This is a genomic window from Sinorhizobium fredii USDA 205, from assembly GCF_001461695.1.
In the GTDB taxonomy this organism is placed as follows: Bacteria; Pseudomonadota; Alphaproteobacteria; order Rhizobiales; family Rhizobiaceae; genus Sinorhizobium; species Sinorhizobium fredii.
Genome location: NZ_AUTC01000140.1, coordinates 13,437 through 32,840, shown reverse-complemented (window position 1 = coordinate 32,840; position 19,404 = coordinate 13,437). Strand labels below are relative to the sequence as shown.

The 19,404-nt window shown below is 64.7% G+C and carries 15 protein-coding genes and 1 pseudogene; 6 read left to right on the top strand and 10 right to left on the bottom strand.

Annotation, left to right across the window (positions count from 1 at the left end; all coding sequences use genetic code 11):
- Positions 1–8: 8 nt before the first annotated feature.
- Positions 9–1,336: pseudogene (locus N181_RS16595) on the bottom strand (dicarboxylate/amino acid:cation symporter).
- Between the two features lie 236 nt (positions 1,337–1,572).
- On the opposite strand from N181_RS16595, the gene N181_RS16590 reads away from it, so the two are divergent.
- The 3 genes from N181_RS16590 (at position 1,573) to N181_RS16580 (ending at position 5,688) form a co-directional block, all read left to right on the top strand.
- A complete protein-coding gene (locus N181_RS16590) occupies positions 1,573–3,447 on the top strand; it encodes a sensor histidine kinase (protein WP_037434921.1) in 1,875 nt (624 codons plus the stop codon).
- Entirely contained in the window at positions 3,444–4,811 is a 1,368-nt protein-coding gene (locus tag N181_RS16585) for a sigma-54-dependent transcriptional regulator (protein ID WP_037434919.1), read from the top strand. The genes N181_RS16590 and N181_RS16585 overlap by 4 nt, the downstream gene beginning before the upstream one ends.
- A gap of 76 nt (positions 4,812–4,887) precedes the next feature.
- On the top strand, positions 4,888–5,688 hold the full coding sequence (locus tag N181_RS16580) for a potassium channel family protein (protein WP_037434917.1): 801 nt from the start codon (positions 4,888–4,890) through the stop codon (positions 5,686–5,688).
- Between the two features lie 25 nt (positions 5,689–5,713).
- On the opposite strand, the gene N181_RS16575 is transcribed toward N181_RS16580, so the two are convergent.
- Together N181_RS16575 and oiaX are read right to left on the bottom strand one after the other, a co-directional pair.
- On the bottom strand, positions 5,714–7,051 hold the full coding sequence (locus tag N181_RS16575) for a four-carbon acid sugar kinase family protein (protein ID WP_037434916.1): 1,338 nt from the start codon (positions 7,049–7,051) through the stop codon (positions 5,714–5,716).
- 26 nt (positions 7,052–7,077) lie between these two features.
- Positions 7,078–8,334, bottom strand: coding sequence for a 3-oxo-isoapionate-4-phosphate decarboxylase OiaX (gene oiaX / locus N181_RS16570; RefSeq protein ID WP_037434914.1), 1,257 nt, complete (start codon positions 8,332–8,334; stop codon positions 7,078–7,080).
- 165 nt (positions 8,335–8,499) lie between these two features.
- Here oiaX and N181_RS16565 point away from each other — a divergent pair, with 165 nt between their 5' ends.
- Complete coding sequence (locus N181_RS16565) at positions 8,500–9,222, top strand: transcriptional regulator NanR (RefSeq protein WP_037434912.1); 723 nt, start codon at positions 8,500–8,502, stop codon at positions 9,220–9,222.
- A gap of 48 nt (positions 9,223–9,270) precedes the next feature.
- On the opposite strand, the gene apnL is transcribed toward N181_RS16565, so the two are convergent.
- The 7 genes from apnL to N181_RS16530 form a co-directional block, all read right to left on the bottom strand.
- Positions 9,271–11,187 (bottom strand): D-apionate lactonase, encoded by a 1,917-nt coding sequence (gene apnL, locus N181_RS16560; RefSeq protein WP_037434910.1) that lies wholly within the window; start codon positions 11,185–11,187, stop codon positions 9,271–9,273.
- The gene (locus N181_RS16555; protein WP_037434908.1) at positions 11,184–12,218 is read right to left on the bottom strand and encodes a Gfo/Idh/MocA family protein; all 1,035 of its coding nucleotides are present in this window, start codon (positions 12,216–12,218) and stop codon (positions 11,184–11,186) included. The genes apnL and N181_RS16555 overlap by 4 nt, the downstream gene beginning before the upstream one ends.
- A gap of 242 nt (positions 12,219–12,460) precedes the next feature.
- Positions 12,461–13,525 carry an ABC transporter permease gene (locus N181_RS16550; RefSeq protein ID WP_037436111.1) on the bottom strand — a complete coding sequence of 355 codons (1,065 nt, stop codon included), beginning with the start codon at positions 13,523–13,525 and terminating at the stop codon, positions 12,461–12,463.
- Positions 13,525–15,069, bottom strand: coding sequence for a sugar ABC transporter ATP-binding protein (locus N181_RS16545; RefSeq protein WP_162129907.1), 1,545 nt, complete (start codon positions 15,067–15,069; stop codon positions 13,525–13,527). Before N181_RS16545 ends, N181_RS16550 begins: the two co-directional genes overlap by 1 nt.
- 2 nt (positions 15,070–15,071) lie before the next feature.
- Positions 15,072–15,716, bottom strand: a complete 645-nt coding sequence (locus N181_RS16540) for a DUF2291 family protein (RefSeq protein ID WP_037436106.1) — start codon at positions 15,714–15,716, stop codon at positions 15,072–15,074.
- A gap of 63 nt (positions 15,717–15,779) precedes the next feature.
- The gene (locus N181_RS16535; protein WP_037398946.1) at positions 15,780–16,721 is read right to left on the bottom strand and encodes a D-ribose ABC transporter substrate-binding protein; all 942 of its coding nucleotides are present in this window, start codon (positions 16,719–16,721) and stop codon (positions 15,780–15,782) included.
- A 63-nt stretch (positions 16,722–16,784) separates the two neighbouring features.
- Positions 16,785–17,612, bottom strand: coding sequence for a phosphogluconate dehydrogenase C-terminal domain-containing protein (locus tag N181_RS16530; protein WP_037398949.1), 828 nt, complete (start codon positions 17,610–17,612; stop codon positions 16,785–16,787).
- Positions 17,613–17,793: 181 nt separating this feature from the next.
- On the opposite strand from N181_RS16530, the gene N181_RS16525 reads away from it, so the two are divergent.
- Positions 17,794–18,759 carry an AraC family transcriptional regulator gene (locus N181_RS16525; protein ID WP_080579293.1) on the top strand — a complete coding sequence of 322 codons (966 nt, stop codon included), beginning with the start codon at positions 17,794–17,796 and terminating at the stop codon, positions 18,757–18,759.
- A 183-nt stretch (positions 18,760–18,942) separates the two neighbouring features.
- Positions 18,943–19,401, top strand: coding sequence for a (2Fe-2S)-binding protein (locus N181_RS16520; RefSeq protein WP_037398951.1), 459 nt, complete (start codon positions 18,943–18,945; stop codon positions 19,399–19,401).
- The last annotated feature ends 3 nt before the right edge of the window (positions 19,402–19,404 follow it).

Genomic DNA, 19,404 nt, shown 5'->3' with positions numbered 1-19,404 from the left:
GAGGCAACTTATTCGGCGGGCTGAACCGCGATTGCCGGAATGGTCTCGATAGGCGGATCGCCGGCAAGCGCGACCGAGAGCGCGCCTGGTCCAATTCGCCTTCCCATTTTGCCACGACCAGCGTCGCAACCGCGTTGCCGACGAAGTTGGTGAGTGCCCGGCACTCCGACATGAAGCGGTCGATGCCGAGGATCAGCGCCATGCCGGCAACCGGCACGGAGGGAACGACGGAGAGCGTCGCGGCGAGCGTGATGAAGCCGGCGCCGGTGATGCCGGCCGCGCCCTTCGAGCTCAGCATGGCGACGAGCAGGAGCAGGATCTGATCGCCATAGGAGAGCGGCGTGTCGGTCGCCTGGGCGATGAAGAGCGCCGCCAGCGTCATGTAGATGTTGGTGCCGTCGAGGTTGAAGGAATAGCCTGTCGGAATGACGAGGCCGACGACCGAGCGCTTGCAGCCGGCCTTCTCCATCTTGTTCATGAGGCCCGGGAGCGCCGCTTCCGAGGACGAGGTGCCGAGGACCAGCAGAAGCTCTTCCTTGATGTAGCGGATGAGCGCCACGATCGAGAAGCCGTTATAGCGCGCCACGGCGCCGAGCACCACGAAGACGAACAGGAACGAGGTGAGATAGAAGGTGCCGATCAGCATGGCGAGGTTGGCGATCGAGGCGACGCCGTATTTGCCGATGGTGAAGGCCATGGCGCCGAAGGCGCCGATCGGGGCGGCCTTCATCAGGATCGCCACCAGCCGGAAGATCGGCAGCGTCAGCGCCTGCAGGAAATCGACGACCGGCTCGGCCTTCTTGCCGACGATGGCGAGCGAGATGCCGAACAGCACCGAGATGAACAGCACCTGCAGGATGTCGCCTTCGGCAAAGGCGCCGACAAGCGTCGTCGGAATGATGTTCATCAGGAAGCCGGTGATCGACTGCTCATGCGCCTTCGCCGCATAGGAGGCGACCGCCTTCGCATCGAGCGAGGCCGGATCGATATGCATGCCGGCACCCGGCTGCACGACATTGGCGACGATGAGGCCGACGACGAGCGCAAGAGTGGAGAAGGTCAGGAAGTAGAGCATCGCCTTGCCGGCGACGCGGCCGACCTTGGCGAGATCGGTCATGCCGGCAATGCCGGTCGCGACCGTCAGGAAGATCACCGGTGCGATGATCATCTTGACGAGCTTGATGAAGGCGTCGCCGAGCGGCTTCAGCTCAGTGCCGAGCTCGGGATAGAAATGCCCGAGCAGAATGCCCGCGGCGATTGCCGCCAGGACCTGGACATAGAGATGGCGGTAAAAGGGTGTCTTGCCGCGGGGCTCCGCGGAATGCTCGATGATCATGTGATATCCTCCACTTAGGGTGCGCCCAGTCCGGCAACGCGCCGGGCCTCCCGGGCCACTTTTCCGAAGATCGACAGCCGCGGCCGCCTTGTGGATTTTGTCTGCAACGGACGTGCCAGTTTGCCGACGACGTTGCACGCCATTGAAAATATTAGATTTTGAGTGATCGCCCCTAACGCTGCCTTATCAGTATGTGCGGAAATCCGCACAACTCGGCTGGCACTCTGGGCGAAAACATGCACAATGCCGCCATGACCAAATACGCTTCAGGCACGGAGGATCTGGGCACGCTGCGCCGCCGGGCGCGGCGATCATGGCTCGTTTTCGGCGCCGTGGCGCTCGCGCTGCTGGTCGCCGGTTTCTTGCTTGCCGGGGCCTATGGCCGATCGCAGGCTCTGGTCGACCTCGCCGAGCAAAGCCGCCTCGACGCCAGCTTGAAGGCCTCGCTGTTAAGGGCGGTTGTCGAACGGCAGCGGGCCCTACCGCTGGTCCTTTCCGACGATACCGCCATTCGCCAAGCGCTGGTCTCGCCGAGCCCTCAGTCGCTGGAGCCGATCAATCGCAAGCTCGAAAGTCTTGCAGCAAGTGCCGAAGCGGCCGTCGTCTATCTGATCGGTCGCGACGGCGTTGCCGTCGCCGCCAGCAACTGGCGGGAGCCGACGAGCTTCGTCGGCAACGACTACGCCTTCCGCGACTATTTCCGCCTGGCGATGCGCGACGGCAAGGGCGAGCATTTCGCCATGGGAACGGTGAGCCGGCGGCCCGGCCTCTACATCTCGCACCGCATCGACGGGCCGGGCGGCCCGCTCGGCGTAGTCGTCGCCAAGCTCGAATTCGACGGCGTGGAGGCCGACTGGCGGGTCACGGACAAGCCGACCTATGTCACCGACCGCCGCGGTATCGTGCTGATCACCAGCCTGCCTTCCTGGCGCTTCATGACGACGAAGCCGATCCAAGACGACCGTCTGGCCGACATTCGCGAGAGCCTGCAGTTCGGCGATGCGCCGCTGCTGCCGCTGCCTTTCCATCGAATCGAGGCCCAGCCGGATGGTTCCTCCACGCTGGAGGCGCTGCTGCCGGGCAAAGGGACCGAGCCCTTTCTGCGCGTCGAGACGCTGGTGCCGTCGACGAATTGGCGGCTCGAGCAACTGTCGCCGCTCAAGGCGACGCTGGCTGCCGGGGCGCGCGAGATGCGGCTCATCATGCTTGCCGCGCTGGTGCCCCTCTTGGCATTTGGCGCGTTTCTGTTGCGGCGGCGGCAGGCGATCGTAATCCGATCGGCGAGGGAGCGGCTGGCGCGCAACGAACTGGAAGAGAAGGTCGAGGAGCGGACGCGTGACCTCAGCATGGCCCGCGACCGCCTCGAAACCGAGATCGCCGATCACCGGCAGACCGCCGAGAAGTTGCAGTCCGTCCAGCAGGATCTCGTCCAGGCGAACCGGCTGGCGATCCTTGGCCAGGTCGCCGCCGGCGTCGCCCATGAGATCAACCAGCCGGTCGCAACGATCCGCGCCTATGCAGATAACGCCCGCGTCTTTCTCGACCGCGGCCAGAGCGCCACGGCCGTCGAGAACATGACAAGCATCGCCGAACTCACCGAGCGGGTCGGCGCCATCACCGACGAGCTGCGCCGCTTTGCCCGCAAGGGCCACTTCGCCACGGGGCCGACACCGATGAAGGATGTCGTCGAGGGAGCGCTTCTGCTGCTGCGCAGCCGCTTTGCCGGCCGCATGGACGCGATCCACATCGAACTGCCGGCGGACGGCCTCGAGGCCATCGGCAATCGCATCCGGCTGGAACAGGTGCTGATCAACCTGTTGCAGAACGCGCTGGAAGCGATCGGCGATCGCGACGACGCCGCGATCCGGGTGCGCTGCGAGGAGATGGCGGGCGGCATCACGCTCACCGTCACCGACAACGGACCGGGCATTCCGGCCGCCATCCGCGACGAGCTGTTCACACCCTTCAACACCTCGAAGGAAGAGGGCCTCGGTCTCGGATTGGCCATCTCGAAGGAAATCATCTCCGACTACGGCGGCACGATCGAGGTCGAGAGCGGCCCGTCCGGAACGACATTCACCGTGCATCTGAAGAAGGCTGACGCGCAATGAGCGGCGCCCCATCCGTATTCCTGGTCGATGACGACCGCGACCTGCGCAAGGCGATGCAGCAGACCCTGGAACTTGCCGGCTTCACGGTCTCGCCCTTCGCGGGCGCGACCGAGGCGCTGGCGGAACTCAGTGCCGGCTTCGAGGGTGTCGTCATCAGCGATATCCGCATGCCGGGCATGGATGGGCTTGCCCTGTTCCGCAAGATCGCTGAACTGGACGCGGACCTTCCCGTCATCCTCGTCACCGGGCATGGCGACATACCGATGGCCGTCCAGGCCATCCAGGACGGCGTCTACGACTTCATCGCCAAGCCTTTTGCCGCCGACCGGCTCGTCCAGAGCGCCCGGCGTGCCCAAGAGAAGCGCCGCCTGGTGATGGAGAACCGCGCGCTGCGCCAGGCGGCCGAGGCCGCCTCCGAAAGCCTGCCGCTGATCGGCCAGACGCCGGTGATGGAGCGGCTGCGGCAGACGCTCAGGCACATCGCCGACACGGACGTCGACGTGCTGGTCGCCGGCGAGACCGGCAGCGGCAAGGAGGTGGTCGCAACGCTTCTGCACCAATGGAGCCGGCGAAGAAACGGCAATTTCGTAGCGCTCAATTGCGGCGCACTGCCCGAAACGGTGATCGAGAGCGAGCTCTTCGGCCACGAGGCCGGCGCCTTCACAGGTGCTGTCAAGAAGCGGATCGGCCGGATCGAGCATGCGAGCGGCGGCACGCTCTTCCTCGACGAGATCGAGGCGATGCCGCCGGCAACGCAGGTCAAGATGCTGCGGGTGCTCGAGGCGCGCGAGATCACGCCGCTCGGCACCAATACCATCCGTCCGGTCGACATCCGCGTCGTGGCGGCCGCCAAGATCGACCTCGGCGACCCGGCCGAGCGCGGCGATTTCCGCGAGGACCTCTATTACCGGCTGAACGTCGTCACCCTGTCGATCCCGCCGCTCCGCGAGCGCCGCGAGGATGTCCCGCTGCTCTTCTCGCATTTCCTGAAACGCGCCTCGGAACGCTTCGGGCGGGAGGTGCCGGAGATCTCCGCGGCCACCCGCGACTATCTGATGTCGCACCCTTGGCCCGGCAATGTGCGCGAACTCTCGCACTTTGCCGAGCGGGTGGCGCTCGGAGTAGAGGCAAACCCCGCCAAATCCGCCGCCCCGGCAGCGGCGACGAACAGCGGCACCCTGCCGGAGCGGCTGGAGCGCTACGAGGCCGATATCCTGAAAGAGGCGCTGACCGCCCATCGCGGCGACGTCAAGGAAACCCTGACGGCGCTCGGCATTCCCCGCAAGACCTTCTACGACAAGCTGCAGCGCCACGGGATCAACCGGGCTGACTATGCCGGGCGCACCGCCGCGGGGGAGTCTTGAGATTGTCGCCCGTTGTGGGCGAGACGCGGCGGCCGCAACCGCTTGACCGCGAACTTCCTGAGCCTATCTCCAGCGCATGGACACGACCGACCGCAGGCGATCCGCCCCCGCTACTCTCCGATCGCTGCGGATTGCCCTGCAGCGCCTCGAACGCGGCCGCGATTCCTGGGCACTGCGCTGGCAGGCGCTGCTCGCTTTCATCGATCTCAGCATCCTCGCCTTTTTCATATTGGGTCCCTATCTCCGGGCTGGCCCGTCCTATCTGATCATCGACTACACGATCGCCGCCTGGATCGGCGCCGAGCTGATCGCACGCGCTGTCGCGGCTCCTTCGCCCCAGGCCTTCCTCAAAAGACCTATGACATGGGTCGACGTGATCATCCTCGCTACGCTTTTGTTTCCGGACCTGTTGTTCAATTTCGCCTTCCTGAGAGCCATGCGGATCTGGGCGATCGGGCGAAGCCCGCTCTTTCGCGCAGGCTTGCGGCGGATTGGCGGGGCGCATCTTCAGGACGTGGTGCGCGCCTGCCTGAACTTCCTCGTCTTCCTGTTCATGATGACGGGCTTCGTCTACACCACCTTCTTCTATGCGCAGGAAGGCGGCGAAGGGTTCGTCGACGCCCTTTACTTTACCGTGGCGACGGTCACCACGACCGGTTTTGGCGACATCACGCTGCCCGGCACATTGGGCAAGCTCACCTCCGTCGTGACGATGATCATCGGCATCTCGCTCTTCGTCAGGCTCGCCCAGGCGGTGGTTCGTCCCCACAAGGTGAACTTCCCCTGCCCGCAATGCGGGCTGCAGCGGCACGACCTCGATGCCGTCCATTGCAAGGCCTGCGGCCACCTCCTCAATATTCCCGACGAAGGCGATTGAGGACCTGTCCTTCGGAACAACCCCGTTACGCGGCCGGCCGGCCGTCGCGGATCATCGAGAAATAGTCGTCCAGGCCGACCTGACCGCCCTTCAGTGCCACCTCAATGCCGTCGATCGACGGGTCGGCGCCATGGGCGGTGCAGAGCGGCGATCCCGGCGATTGCGGCAGCGGCAGGCGCAATGTCAGGGCGTCCACCGAAAGCTCGCTCAAGGCGTGGCTCGACGTATCGCCGCCGGCGATCACGGCACGACGAAGGCCGGCCCTCTCCACCAACGCCTTCAGAAGCAAGCCGAGCCGCTCGCCGATCCGGTGGCGCGACCCGTCCTCCAGGCCGATCGCATTGCCGCGGTCGCTCGAGGGGCCGAGCGCCGTGTAGAGAAGGACGCTCCGCCCCTCCTCAAGAACCGCAAGGCCGCGCGCAACAACATCCTCGAGCGCGGCCCCGCTGTCGGGCGCAGCAAGGGCGACCGGGTCGACGCCGATCCCCACAAAGCCGTTCTGGAGGGCGTGGCGGATTTGCCGTTCCGTCGTTGGCGAGACGCTACCGGAGACGACGGCGATCCGGTCGACCGGGCCCGGCGCCGTGAAGGCGGGCGCTGCGTCGAGCAGCCCGAGCCGGCGCCACTCGCGGACGAGCGCATATTCCAGGCCGGAGGAACCGCAGGCGAACTGGCCGCCGGAACTACGCTTGCGCCAGAGCTGCTGCCCGACGGCCGCCTGGCTTTCGACGCCCGCGACGTCGAGAAGGACGATGTCGTTTCCTTCGGCGAAGACGAAATCCGTGGCCGCGTTTGCATCCGCCGAGGCGAGCTGGGCGATATCGACCAGCCCCGTCTTCAGCGATGTCTGACGGGACAGGTGCTGGCGGATGTCTGCCTCATCCATCGGCGTCACCGGATGGCGGCTCATCACCGGATGGCGGTCGATGCGGTAGGTCTCGCCCCGAAAGGCGGCGAAGAGATTGCCGAAGCTCGTGTAGCGGCGGATTTGGGGAGCACCGAGCACAAGCGGCACCGGCGCCTTGCCGAACACCTCGCGGCCAATCTCGATCGCCTTGCCGATATTGCCGACCGCCGGACTGGAATCGAAGGTCGAGCAGACCTTGTAATGGGCGATCTCGGCCCCCAGCGACTTCAGCCAGACGAAGACGGAGGGGAGATGTTCCATCATCCAGCCGGGCGTCTGGCTGCGGCTCGTGCCGGCAAGGCCGAAGGCACGGCAATGGGCGAAACGCTCGAGCAGCTCAGGCTGCGGGATCTTGAGGAACAGCGCAGTCTCGACTCCGTGCGAGGAGAGCGCCTCCATGACGTCGGTGGAGCCGGTCAGGTCGTCGCCGTAGTAGCTCAGCAATGGTGTGTGCATGCGCTCCGTAGCTCAACTGGAGTGGGTCAGGCGCCCTTGCCGTCGGCGAATTTTGCGAGCGACTGGGCGAGTTCCGGATGATCCTTGGCATAGTCGGCAAGCGGGATGCCGGCGACCGCCGCCTCCCAGGCCTGGCGAACTGCCCTGACGCCGGCGCCGGCGCCGCCCGGGTGGCTGACAATGCCGCCGCCGCACAGGTAGAGAAGATCGGTCGAGCCGCCGGTCCGGGCATAGGTCTCGGGTGCCTGCCCGCCCCACTGTCCGGAGCCGACGACCGGCAACGGACGGTCGCGTTCGGAAAAGAGCGGCGTGCTGACCGCCTTGAAGGATTTCACGAAGCTCTCGTCCGGCTCCCAATATTTGACGCGGATGCCGTTGATCTGGAACTGGTCCACGCCGATCAGGCGCCAGAACTGCTGCCAGACGGAGAATTCCATTCCGAGGCCGCCGTGGCGGGTGAGGATATCCCAGCCGTTCCGATGCGCATGAAGCACGATCCCGGAGCGCTTGCGCAGGAAGGCAACGCCCCCCATGCCGATCGAATTGATGTTTATGACCCCGGCATTGCCGCCCGCCTGAACGACGAGATCGTGGTTGCGCATCATCTCGTCCGGGTCGGTGTGGGAGATGCCGAAGGCGTACATCACCTTCTTGCCGGTCTTCTGCTCGTGGTCGAGAATCCTCGGCATGATCGCGGCAATCCGCGCCTTCAGCGGCGAATAGGCCGGGCTCATCAGCTTCTCGTCGTCCTTGATGAAATCGACGCCGGAGGAGAGCAGTTCACCCACCAGTTCAGCTGTCTCCTCCGGCCTCAAGCCCAAAGCGGGCTTGACGATGGTGCCGATGATCGGGCGACCTTGGACGCCGGTCAGCCGGCGGCTCCCCGCAACGCCGAACTGCGGCCCGGGATGGGCGGCGGCGAATTCCGGCGGCAATTGCATGTCGACGATGCGGACGCCGGTCATCCCCTTGATCGAATAGACCCCGCCGATCGCGACGGTCATCAGCGCCGAGAGGTCCGTGCCGAGCGCATCGAGCGGGAAGTCGATATCCGCCTCGCCCCGGTTGAAGCGCTTCGCCTCGCCCGCCTCCTCCGGCCAGCAGGGGCGGTCGGTCGGCTCCAGATGCCTGATGGCGACAACCCGGGCCGCAACGCGGGCCTTCAGCTCATCGGTTTCGCCCGGCACCGGCACGAAGGTTCCGGTCGACTGGTCGCTGGCGATCCTGGCCGCCAGGGCCTCGACGTCGCCGGGGGTCTCGATGCGATAGGTGATGCGGATCACGGCACTTCGCTCTCGTGAAATAAGTGGCCTCATTCGCCTTGACTGGTATAATGAGTATCTGAGTTACGCAAGAGAAATCGCGTGAGTCGGCCGACAGGGGTGAGATTTCCTCGCCACGGAAAACGTGCATATAGAGGGACAAGCGACAATAGCGGTGGAGTTCACATGGCGATTCAATCCGAACCGATCGTTCGTAGGAAGCTTTCCGACGAGGTCTTCGCCCGGCTGAAGGCGCTGATCGAGACCGGCGAATTGCAGCCCGGCGACGAGATGCCGTCGGAACGGATGCTGATGGAGCGTTTTCAGGTCGGCCGCCCGGCCATTCGCGAAGCGATGCAGACGCTTGCCAATATGGGTCTGATCGAGATTTCGCACGGCGAGCGCGCCAAGGTGCTGCAGCCGACGGCGCAATCGCTTTTGAGACAGATGGACGTCGCCGCCAAGATCATGCTTTCGGCCTCATCGGATTCGCTCGAACACCTGAAAAACGCCCGCATCTTCTTCGAGCGCGGCATGGTGCGCGAGGCCGCAAGCCGCGCCACCGCCGCCGATGTCGCTGCGCTCGAGGAGACCTTGAAGCGGCAGCGCGCCGCGCTCGGCGATTCCGACGCCTTCATCGCCGCCGACATGGCCTTTCACAGCCGCATCGCGCAGATTTCCGGCAACCCGATCTTCAGTGCCGTGAGCGAAGCGATGCTCGGCTGGCTGAAGGAATATCACACCGAAATGCTGATCTGGACCGGCAAGGAAAACGTGACGCTCTCCGAGCATGCGGAAATCATCGACTGCATCCGCCGGGGCAAGCCTGATGAGGCCGAGCAGGCGATGATCAAGCATCTTGAGCGCTCGCGAGCGCTTTATGCGCCTAGGGGAAGGGCGGAGAGCTAGGGCGAGTAGGTCGTGCGCTTGTTCACCCCCTCTGGCCTGCCGGCCATCTCAGAATTCGATGCGGGCGACCGCATAGACGGGGAGCACGATGCTTTCCCCTTCCTGCGCCCTGACCTCGGGCTCCCTTGCCCCTTCCCGCAACCAGTTCTCGTCGAGAAGCGTGAGCCTTCGCATAGCCGGCTCGGCAAGCCTCACCGTCTGCAGATCGGGCGTGAGGTTGGCAAACAGCAACGTTGAGGTTTCTCCAAGGGCCGCGCCGAGCCCGACAACCCGATCGGGCGCGGCTGTCTCGACGGCGATGCGCCGGCCGCCCGACAGCTCGGCAAGCCAGCGCAAGACGTGGAACAATGGCCTCGGATGGCCCTCCTTGACGGGCTCGCCGGGTCCGGCCACCAGGCCGAATGGGCCGGCAAGTGTCGAAAGCGTCAGCACCTCGAGATCCGCGTCCGCCACGGTCGCCGCATAGGCGAGCGTCCACGCGGCACCGAAGAGCGCATTGTGCCGCGGATCGCGGTTTGCCATGGCGATACGCTTGCCCGACGGATTGTCCTTGGTCTGGCTACCATAGGGGTTCTGGCGCATGGCGATGGTCGAGGGACCGATGCGATAGGGCCTGTCGCCATAGATCGCCCGGACGGAGCGGGCGACATCGCGCAGCGCCTCGAAGGTCTGCATGACGCTCAGGTCGTCGGCGGCGTGGACGATCGGATTGGTGCAATGCGTCACATAGGAGAGCCGATCGGCCGGCACGCGCTTGCGGTTGAGCTCGGTGAAATAGCTGAACATCCCGCCGCCGAGCGGCACGCCCGGGAAATCCCTTTGTGCGGCGGCATAGACATCTTCGAGTGGCGGGCATTCCGGCCAGACGCTGCCGGGTGGCGTCGATTGGCGATCGACCGATGGGGACACGGCTAGACTTGCGAGCTTCAGCCCGCTGTCGCGCACCATCCGGGCGACCTCGCCCAATTCGACATCCAACGGGCGCCGGCAAGGCACGAAGCATTCGAGCGTCACCGCTGCGCCCGAACTATCCGCCATTTGTCGGAAGTGCCGCAGCGCCTCTGCGCCATGGCCGGCATCCGGGTCGAAGTGGCAGACCAGATGCCGAGCACCGAGCGCGCGGATCAGGCCGGCATCAAGGAGTTGATCGCTCACCTCGTCGGGCCTGAGGCCAATGCCGATTGCCGGCAGTGTTCCTTGATCTCGCTTCAGTGAAACCGCGATCGGGCCAGACTCCTGGTCGACCTTCGGGATGGCCGCGCCGGCCTGCCGGATCGACAGACGGATCGCTTGATGAACCGTCTCGCCGGCCTTCAGCACATAGGGCCAGGGCAGTGCCAGCGGCCGCACATAGGTCTTGTAGGAGCCGTCGGTCCAGTTCCGCTGGTCCTCCATCTCGAAGACGTCGCCCGCCATGCGGCACTCGGCCGCGACCCCCGGCATCACCTCATGGGTGATTGCGGCGATATCCTTGAACGGCTGCCAGGGCTCGATCAGGTCGGGGAAAACCGATCGCTCGATCGAACCGTCGCCATGCTCGACCGCGACTGGCCGGCCTGCCACGCCGACGATAGGATGCAGGATCGCAAAGCCGGCACGCGCCGTTTCGAAATCGCGATCCGGCGTGAAGCGCGAATCGAAGATGACAGCGTCGGGGAACACCTCGACCGTCGACCGACACTCGAGGACCGCCCCGTCCGGTGCCCGAAACCGCGCATTATATCGGACGATCGTCGCCGCCTCTTCCTGTTCGACGGTCAGTTCGGTGATTGCGGCCTCGCATGTGCCCCAATCCCGGTCGCGCACCAGAAAGGAAATCGTCCGCAACACTTCCCTACCGAAAAAGCGGATCGTCCGCAGATTGCCGCCGACGAGTTCGGCGCTGAGGCGACCGGCTTCGAGGCGGCGCGATTCCGGCTGCCTCTCTTCGGTGCCGAAGAGAAGAAAGGCATTCGAAGACGTCATAGCAGCAAGTCCTCGACCGGCACGGTCTTGCCCCTGGCGGCGCTGCGGTAGGAGGCCTCGACAAGGGCGAAGGTCTTGAGATTGTCCCTGCCCGACGTATCCGGCTCGCGGCCGGTGCGCAGACAGTCGACCCAGTGCTGCTGGATGAGGCTGACGCTCTCCTGGATGTTGTGCCAGGGCGGCGATGCCCAGGGGAGAAGGCGCGGCGCGACATCGGTCATCTCAGTGCCGTCGCGCGAGTGAACGTGGAGGCGGTAGCCCTGCAAGAGCCGAAGCGTGCCCTTGCTGCCATCGACTTCCAGCAAGGTTTCGGGGAAGGCCTCGACCGGCAATCGGGTGGCATAGCTGCAATCGACAACCGACGTGATCCCGAGCCGATGGTCGAGCATCATGGTCGCGACGTCCTCGCCGACGATCCTCGGATTGACCCGACGGGTACGAGCGGTGACCGACGTCGCGTCGCCGAAGAGATAGCGCGCAATGTCCAGCGCGTGGATCCCGAGGTCCTCGATGATGAAGCGCTTGCCCGTCGCCAGATAAGGCTGGCCGGAATAGACGTCATAGGCCGACCGGAAGCTTACCCGACCCCAGAACACTTCGCCGATCGCGCCGCTGTCGATAACCGCCTTTGCGGTCCGGATCGGCGACTGCCAGCGGAAATTCTCGTGCACCATCAGCGGTACGCCCACCTCGGCACAGGCGGCGACCATCGCCTTGGCGTCCTCCATCGTCGGCGCGATCGGCTTTTGACAGATCGTCGGAATGCCATTGCGCGCGGCGAGTTCCACGAGCGAGCGATGGCTTTTGACGGTCGTCGCGATATCGACGAAATCAAAACCGCCATCGGCAAACAGGTCCTCGGCCGAGGTGTAACGGCGCGTGATGCCGAACGCGTCGCCAACCGCCCGGAGCCTTGCCGGATCGCGATCGCAGATGGCGACGATGCGCGCCCCCTCGGCGTCGCGCCAGCCATGCATCTGGTTGACCGCAAAGAAACCACAGCCGATCAGGGCGCCTTTCAGAACTGCCATGCTGTCTTTTCCTTCCAACTCAAGGGGCCCTCCCCCAACCCTGCCAACTTAAAGACCCCCCAACTCTTGCAACTCAAGGCCCCCTCCCCAATCCCTCCACACGAGGGAGAGGGGCTTTGCTGTCGCACCTCCTCCTGTGACCTGGAGCGCTGCCACTCGCGAAAGCGCCGGGGTTGGGCAAGACGGCGCCGCCGCGAAGCCCCTTCCCCTTGTGGGGAGGGGTTGGGGAGAGGAATTCCTCGCTAACCCTTCTTTGCAAGCTGCATCAGCGTCACCTGCTGCTGCAACCGGCGCTGTGCCTGGTCCACCACGACCGCAACGATGATCACGATGCCCTTGATGACCATCTGCCAGAAGGACGAGATCCCCATCATGACGAGACCGTCGGAAAGTATGCCGATGACGAAGGCGCCGATGATGGTGCCGCCGATCGTACCCCGACCGCCGGACATTGACGTGCCCCCGAGGACTGCGGCGGCGATGGCGTTCAGCTCAAAGGAATTGCCCGTCGCCGGGTGCGAGGCCATCAGTTCCGAGGAGATGACCAGACCGACGATCGCCGCGCAGAAGCCGGAGAACATGTAGACGAACATCTTCACCCGATCGACGCGGATGCCGGACATCCGCGCCGCCCGCTCGTTGCCGCCGACCGCGAAGATATGACGGCCGATCGGCGTGCACTTGGCGACATAGGCGGCGGCAAGCGCCACGACGATCAGCATCCAGATCGACACCGGCAGGCCGAGAAGCCGGCCGGAGCCGAGGAAGGCGAAGCCGGTCGTCGACAGTTCCGGCTTGCCGACGAGGTTCGGGAAGGTCTGGCCGTCCGACGACAGCAGCGCGAAGCCGCGGGCGACATAGAGAGTGCCGAGCGTCGCGATGAACGGCGCCACGTTCAGCTTGGTGATCAGCAAGCCGTTGATCGCACCGATCACGATCCCGACCGCCAGAGTGATGAGGCAGACCTCGAAGACGTTGAAATAGATCGTGTAGCCGAACTGCAGGTCGATGCCGTTCAAAATCAGGCCGCCGGCCACCATGCCGCAGAGCCCGACGATCGAGCCGACGGAGAGGTCGATGCCGCCGGTGATGATCACGAAGGTCATGCCCATGGCGAGGAAGGCGTTGAGCGCCACGTGCTTCGACATCAGGATGAGGTTGGCGGTCGACAGGAAGTTCGGCGCGAAGACCGAGAAGAAGGCGATCACCGCGAAGAGCGCGATGAAGGTCCTGAGCTTCATCAAGGTCAGCAGCAGAGAGCCGTTCGAGGCTTCCGCCGTGGTGCTGGTCGTCGTTGCCGTGGTCATCAGGCGTGTTCCCTTGTCGTTTTGTGGCCTTCGGCCGAGGCCTTCACGATCATCTCTTCCGTCGCATCAGTGCGGTCGATGACGGTGACCAGCCGTCCATTGCTCATGACGGCGATGCGGTCAGAGAGCGCCATCACCTCTTCGAGGTCAGAGGTGGAAAAAAGGATCGCCAGCCCCTCGCCCGCCAGCCGCCGCATGGTGCGGAAGACGTCGGCCTTGGCGCCGACGTCGATGCCGCGGCTCGGCTCGTCCATCAGGAGCACCTTCGGCCTGGTCATCAGCGCCTTGCCGATGACGACCTTCTGCTGGTTGCCGCCCGACATCGACGTCACCTCGAAATCCGGGTTCGGCGCCTTGATCGAGAGATCGCGAATGGCCGCCTTGATAGCCGCCCGTTCCTTCTCGCCGACGATATGAAAACGCAAGCGAAGGAAGCGTTCGAGGCTTGCCAGCGTCAGGTTGCTGGCGATCGACAGCGCTTGCACCAGCCCTTCGCGCTGGCGATCCTCCGGGATCAACGCCAGGCCCTCCTGGATCCGGTCGGAGGTGTCGCATGCGGAAACGTCGACGCCGCCGACATGGACGCGCCCGGTCGAATGGGGATGCTGGCCGATGACGCATTCGAAGAACTCGCTTCGCCCGGCCCCCATCAGCCCGTAGATGCCGAGCACTTCGCCGGCGCGCACCGAGATCCCCATGTGGTCGACGGCAAGTCCGCCGATGCGCCGCGGCAGGCAGATGTCCTCGGCGCGGAAAACCTCTTTACCAAGGCGATGATCGACGGACTTGGCGAAATCCTTGGCGTCCGAACCGATCATCGAGCGGACGATCCATTTCGTGTCGATGTCTCTGATCATGGCGTGGCCGGTGATCTGGCCGTCGCGCAGCACCGTGATGTAGTCGCCGATCCGCATCAGCTCTTCGAGGCGGTGGGAGATGTAGACGATCGCCACCCCTTGCGCCTTCAGTTCCCGAATGACCTTGAAGAGCACATCGACCTCAGCCGCCGACAGTGCCGAAGTCGGTTCGTCGAGAATGAGGATGCGGGTATCGAGCGAGATCGCCTTGGCGATTTCCACCAGCTGCTGCTGGCCGATCGGCAGGTCCTCGACGAGCGTCTCGGCGTCGATGCCGGCATCGAGCCTGTCGAGGAAATGGTTGGCCTTGTCGATCTGGGCGCGATGGTCGATGCCGCGCAGGCCGCGGGTCACTTCGCGGGTCGCGAAGATGTTCTCGGCGACGGAGAGGTTGCCGAAGAGATTGAGCTCCTGGAAGACCATGCCGATGCCGTGGCGCTGGGCGTCGGCGGGCGAATGGAATTCGACCTCCTTGCCGTCGAGCAGGATGCGGCCGAGCGAGGGCTTCTCGACGCCGGCGATGATCCGCATCAGCGTCGACTTGCCGGCGCCGTTCTCGCCGACGAGCACGTTCACGGCCCCGCGCCTGAGCGCCAGGTTGGCGTGGCGCACGGCGACGATGCCGGAATAGACCTTGGTGACGTCCTCGAGACGCAGCACGCAATCTTCGTCCTGAACCGGCTGCATAGTCATCCACCCACCGTCAGCTCAACCGGCACGAAGAGCGGCAACTGCCCCTTGGCGGGATCGGGATAGGCGCCAACCGCATCGAGCTTCTTGCCGACAAGCTGGTCGCGCGACAGCTTGTCGAGCACCAGGCCGTTCACATGGGTATTGAAGGCCTTGCCGTATTGGGCCCACTCGATCTGGTTCTTGAATTCGTTGAAGTTCGCGAAGTCGAGGCTGTCGCGGATCGCCGTGCCGCGGATCGCCGGGCCGATCTGGACGCGGGCATCCGCCTTGGCGTCGCCATCGGCATCGACCTCCACATAGGCCGAGCGCGACTTCGTCTCGGCCTTGACTATGGTGCCGGAAAGGCGCGCGGCAAAGGTCCAGGGCGCGCTGCCCTGCTTCTCCTTGTGGCCGTATTTGGCGCCGGCCGCTTCCGGATCGCTTGCCGCAAGCGCGGCGACCTCGGTGAACGGCCCCGCCTTCTTGTCGAGATAGGGCACGACCTTGCTGTCCCAGATCTCGCCGACCATGCGATCCGGATCGAAACCGCCCGTGGCGGATTGCGCCGCCTCCTCCGCCGTCGGCGTCTTGATGATCTTGCAGCCCGCAAGCGCCATCATCGCCACGAGGACAATGACGGACGCGCCCCTCATACCTGGCATCGAAACCTTCTCCACAGGGAATGCTGGCGCGCGAGGCTGTCGCCGTCGCGCGCCAAGAGACGATCAGTTGGTGAGCGCGAAGGTCTCGAGCTGGTCGGCGTTTTCGCTGTTGATCAGCACGCAATCCATGAGCTGCTTTTCTTCCGCCGGCTTCTTGCCGGTGGTGATGAAGTCATGCGCCTGCTGGACGGCCATCTGAGCTTGCGCATAGGCAGGCTGCAGCACCGTCGCCTTGATGCCGCCGGACTTGATCGAGTCGCGCACGTCGTTGGAACCGTCGAAGCCGACGACGATGACGTCCTTGCGGCCTGCGGCCTGCAGCGCGGCGATCGCGCCCATGGCCATCGTGTCGTTGCCTGAGATGACCCCCTTGATGTCGGGATTGGCCTGCAGGATCGTTTCCATCTTGCTGTAGGCCTCGGTCTGGCTCCAGTTGGCCGATTGCTGTGCCACCATCTTCAGCTCGGGATATTCGTCGATGACGTCGTGATAGCCCTTCGAGCGGATGCCGGCATTGAGATCGGACTCGCGGCCGAGCAGTTCGACATAGTTGCCGGCTTCGCCCATCAGCTTGACGAATTCCTCGGCGCCGAGCTGGGCACCCTGGTAGTTGTTGGAGACGATCTGCGACACGGCAACGCCGGTGGCGTTGATTTCCCGGTCGATCAGGAAGGACGGCACGCCGGCGTCCTTGGCCTTCTGCACGGCGGCGATCGAGGCTTCCGAGCCGGCATTGTCGAGGATGATCGCCTTGGCGCCGCGGCCGATCGCCGTGTCGATCAGTTGCGACTGCTTGTTGGCGTCGTCGTCATGCACCAGCACGAGCGTCTCGTAGCCGAGTTCCTTGGCCTTCGCCTCAGCACCGACCGCCTCGGCCTTGAAGAACGGGTTGTCGTGCGACGGCGTGATGATCGCGATGAGATCGGCCGCGTAGGCCGGAATAGCCGAGCCGGCCGCCAGGAAGGCCGCGAAGGCGGCCACGGTCATTCTGCGTGTCAGTTTCATCTGTTCTCTCCTCCCAGGTTGAGAAACGACCGGAGTTGCCCCATGCCCTCCGGTTTTCGTGGATCAGGTGATGCGGCGGATGCTGTCGGCGATTTCCTGCGGCTCGAAGACGCGCTTCCAGTCGTCGCGCATCAGCATCGGCTTGCCGAACTCGATCGCCTTGTTGCAGGCATCCGAAAAGACACCCTCGACCTCTTCGAAGATCACCGCGCCGAGCACGTTCATGTGGCCGAGCAGAAAGTCGCGCGCCGCTTCCTTCGGCACGCCGCGGGCGACGCATTCGTCCATCGCCTCGCGCATGACGACGAGCAGCGAGGCGCAGACCGTCTCCGACAGACCGGGCTCGAGCAGCGCCATCTGCTCGACCGTCACCCGGTGCGAGCGCATGACCGGCGCCCAGATGAGCTTGGCGATCTCCTCGCCCTTGGCGTAGTCCGCCTCCGGTCCCTGCATCAGCGCCGAGACGATATGCTGCTTGGCGGCGATACCGCCGAAGTGGTCCTTGCGCGCGGCAAGCTCGGTCTCGTCGTTGAAGATCGGCGGGTGGCAGGGATGGGTGACGAAATAGGTGAGGTCGCCGCGCTGCGGCAGGTGTCCGGCAAAGGGTGCGGCCGCATCGAGGACGATGAGCATCGTGCCGGGCTTCAGCCTGTCGACAATGCCGGTTGCCACCTTGCCGATCGCCGTGTCCGGCACCGCAAGGATCACGACCTCGGCACCGTCGAGCGCGGTGTCGAGAGAGACCGCCTCGAGCCCGAGCTCCTTTGCCAGTCTCGCTTTGCCGATCTCGCTCACCTCGACGTGACGCACGTCGAAGCGCGAGCCCTTGAGGTTCTTGGCCAACCGGCAGCCCATCTTGCCGCCGGCGCCCAACAAGGCAATCGAAGTCATCTGTATCTCCCGCATGTCGTTGACGGAAGCGATAGACCAACTGGTATGATGAGTCAATGAGTATATCAGCGTCCGCCGACCGGCGTTCGGCGACGCCGCGGCAATTTCTTGCCTAATCCTGCAAGTTTCAAAAGAATGTGATAAACAAATGATTTGACGTCGAACGGAAGAGTGGGGAGCTATGTCCATGAGCGAAGCCATCATTGAGCGGCAGCGCCTGCGCGAGGAGACCGCGCCGCTGCGTGCGCGCATCCTCGACGAGCTGGCGCAACTGCCATGGGACGGCCTGCGCTACAGCCACAGCATCCCCGGGCTTTCGCTCTATCGCGTCGTCGAGCCGGCCGGCCCTTTTTCCGCCGTCTATGAACCGAGCCTGTCCCTGATCGTCCAGGGGAGCAAGCGCGTCCATGTCGGCAACCAGACGCTCGTCTACGATGAGTCCTGCTTCTTCCTGACGGCCCTCGGGCTGCCGGCGACCGGCCAGATCTGCGAGGCGAGCCTCGACGAGCCCTATGTGGCGGCGTCGCTCCGGCTCGATCTCGAGAAGCTGCGGCGGATCATCGCCGACAACGACCTGCAACCCGCGGACGCCCCCGAACGCGATCTCGTCGGCGTCGCCGTCGGCGCTGCAACGCCTCTGCTGTTCGACGCCTTTCTGCGACTGATTTCGCTGGCGAATGCGCCGGGCGACATCCCGTTTCTGGCAAACCATATCCACAACGAGATCCTCTACCGGCTGCTCACCGGCGAGCAGGGCGCACGGCTCAGACGCTTCGCGCTTGCCGGCACCAACAGCAATCGCGTCGCCAGGGCGATCGCCTGGCTGAAAGAGAACTACACCCGGCCGCTGCGGGTCGAGGAACTGGCGGAGATCGCCAATATGGGGGTCTCGACGCTGCACCATCATTTCCGCGCCATGACCGCCATGAGCCCGCTGCAGTTCCAGAAGCATCTGCGCCTGCACCACGCGCGGGAACTGATGCTGTCGCAATCGCTCGACGCGGCGACGGCGGCGCTGCGCGTCGGCTACGAGAGCCCGACCCAGTTCAGCCGCGAATATCGGCGCGCCTTCGGCCATCCGCCGCTGCGCGACATCAAGACGATCCTGAACTCGAACGATGCGGCCAAAGGCGATTCCGTCGGCTAGCGGCGCGGCAGACTACCGATGATCACAATCCCGTCAGATCGACAGGAATAGGCAACAATCCGACAGGATCGACTCTACCGGACGGAAAGCCGGTCTTCTAAGTTGCGACCGCAGCCTGGCGAATGGCTGCGGCGCGTGGGGGTGCATCTGCCTGGTCCCGCGCCTCAACGCGAGGAGAACACCATGGCAATTGTGACGATCAACGGCGTCGAGCATTCGGTCGATGCCGAGGCGGATATGCCGCTTCTTTGGGTGATCCGCGATCTTGTAGGGCTGACGGGTACGAAATTCGGCTGCGGCATGGCGCAATGCGGCGCCTGCACCGTCTATGTCGACGGTTCGCCCGTTCGCTCCTGTCAGACGTTCATCGGCGACATCGAAGGCGCAAAGGTCACCACCATCGAGGGCCTGAAGGGCAAGGTAGCGGAAGCTGTGCAGGCCGTCTGGGCCGATCTCGACGTGCCCCAATGCGGCTACTGCCAGTCGGGGCAGATCATGTCGGCGACAGACCTCTTGGCAAACAACCCGAAGCCCAGCGACGAGGACATCGACGCCGCCATGTCCGGCAATCTCTGTCGTTGCGCCACCTATCATCGAATCCGTGCCGGCATTCACGAAGCCGCAAAGCGCCTGGAGGGCTGAGCC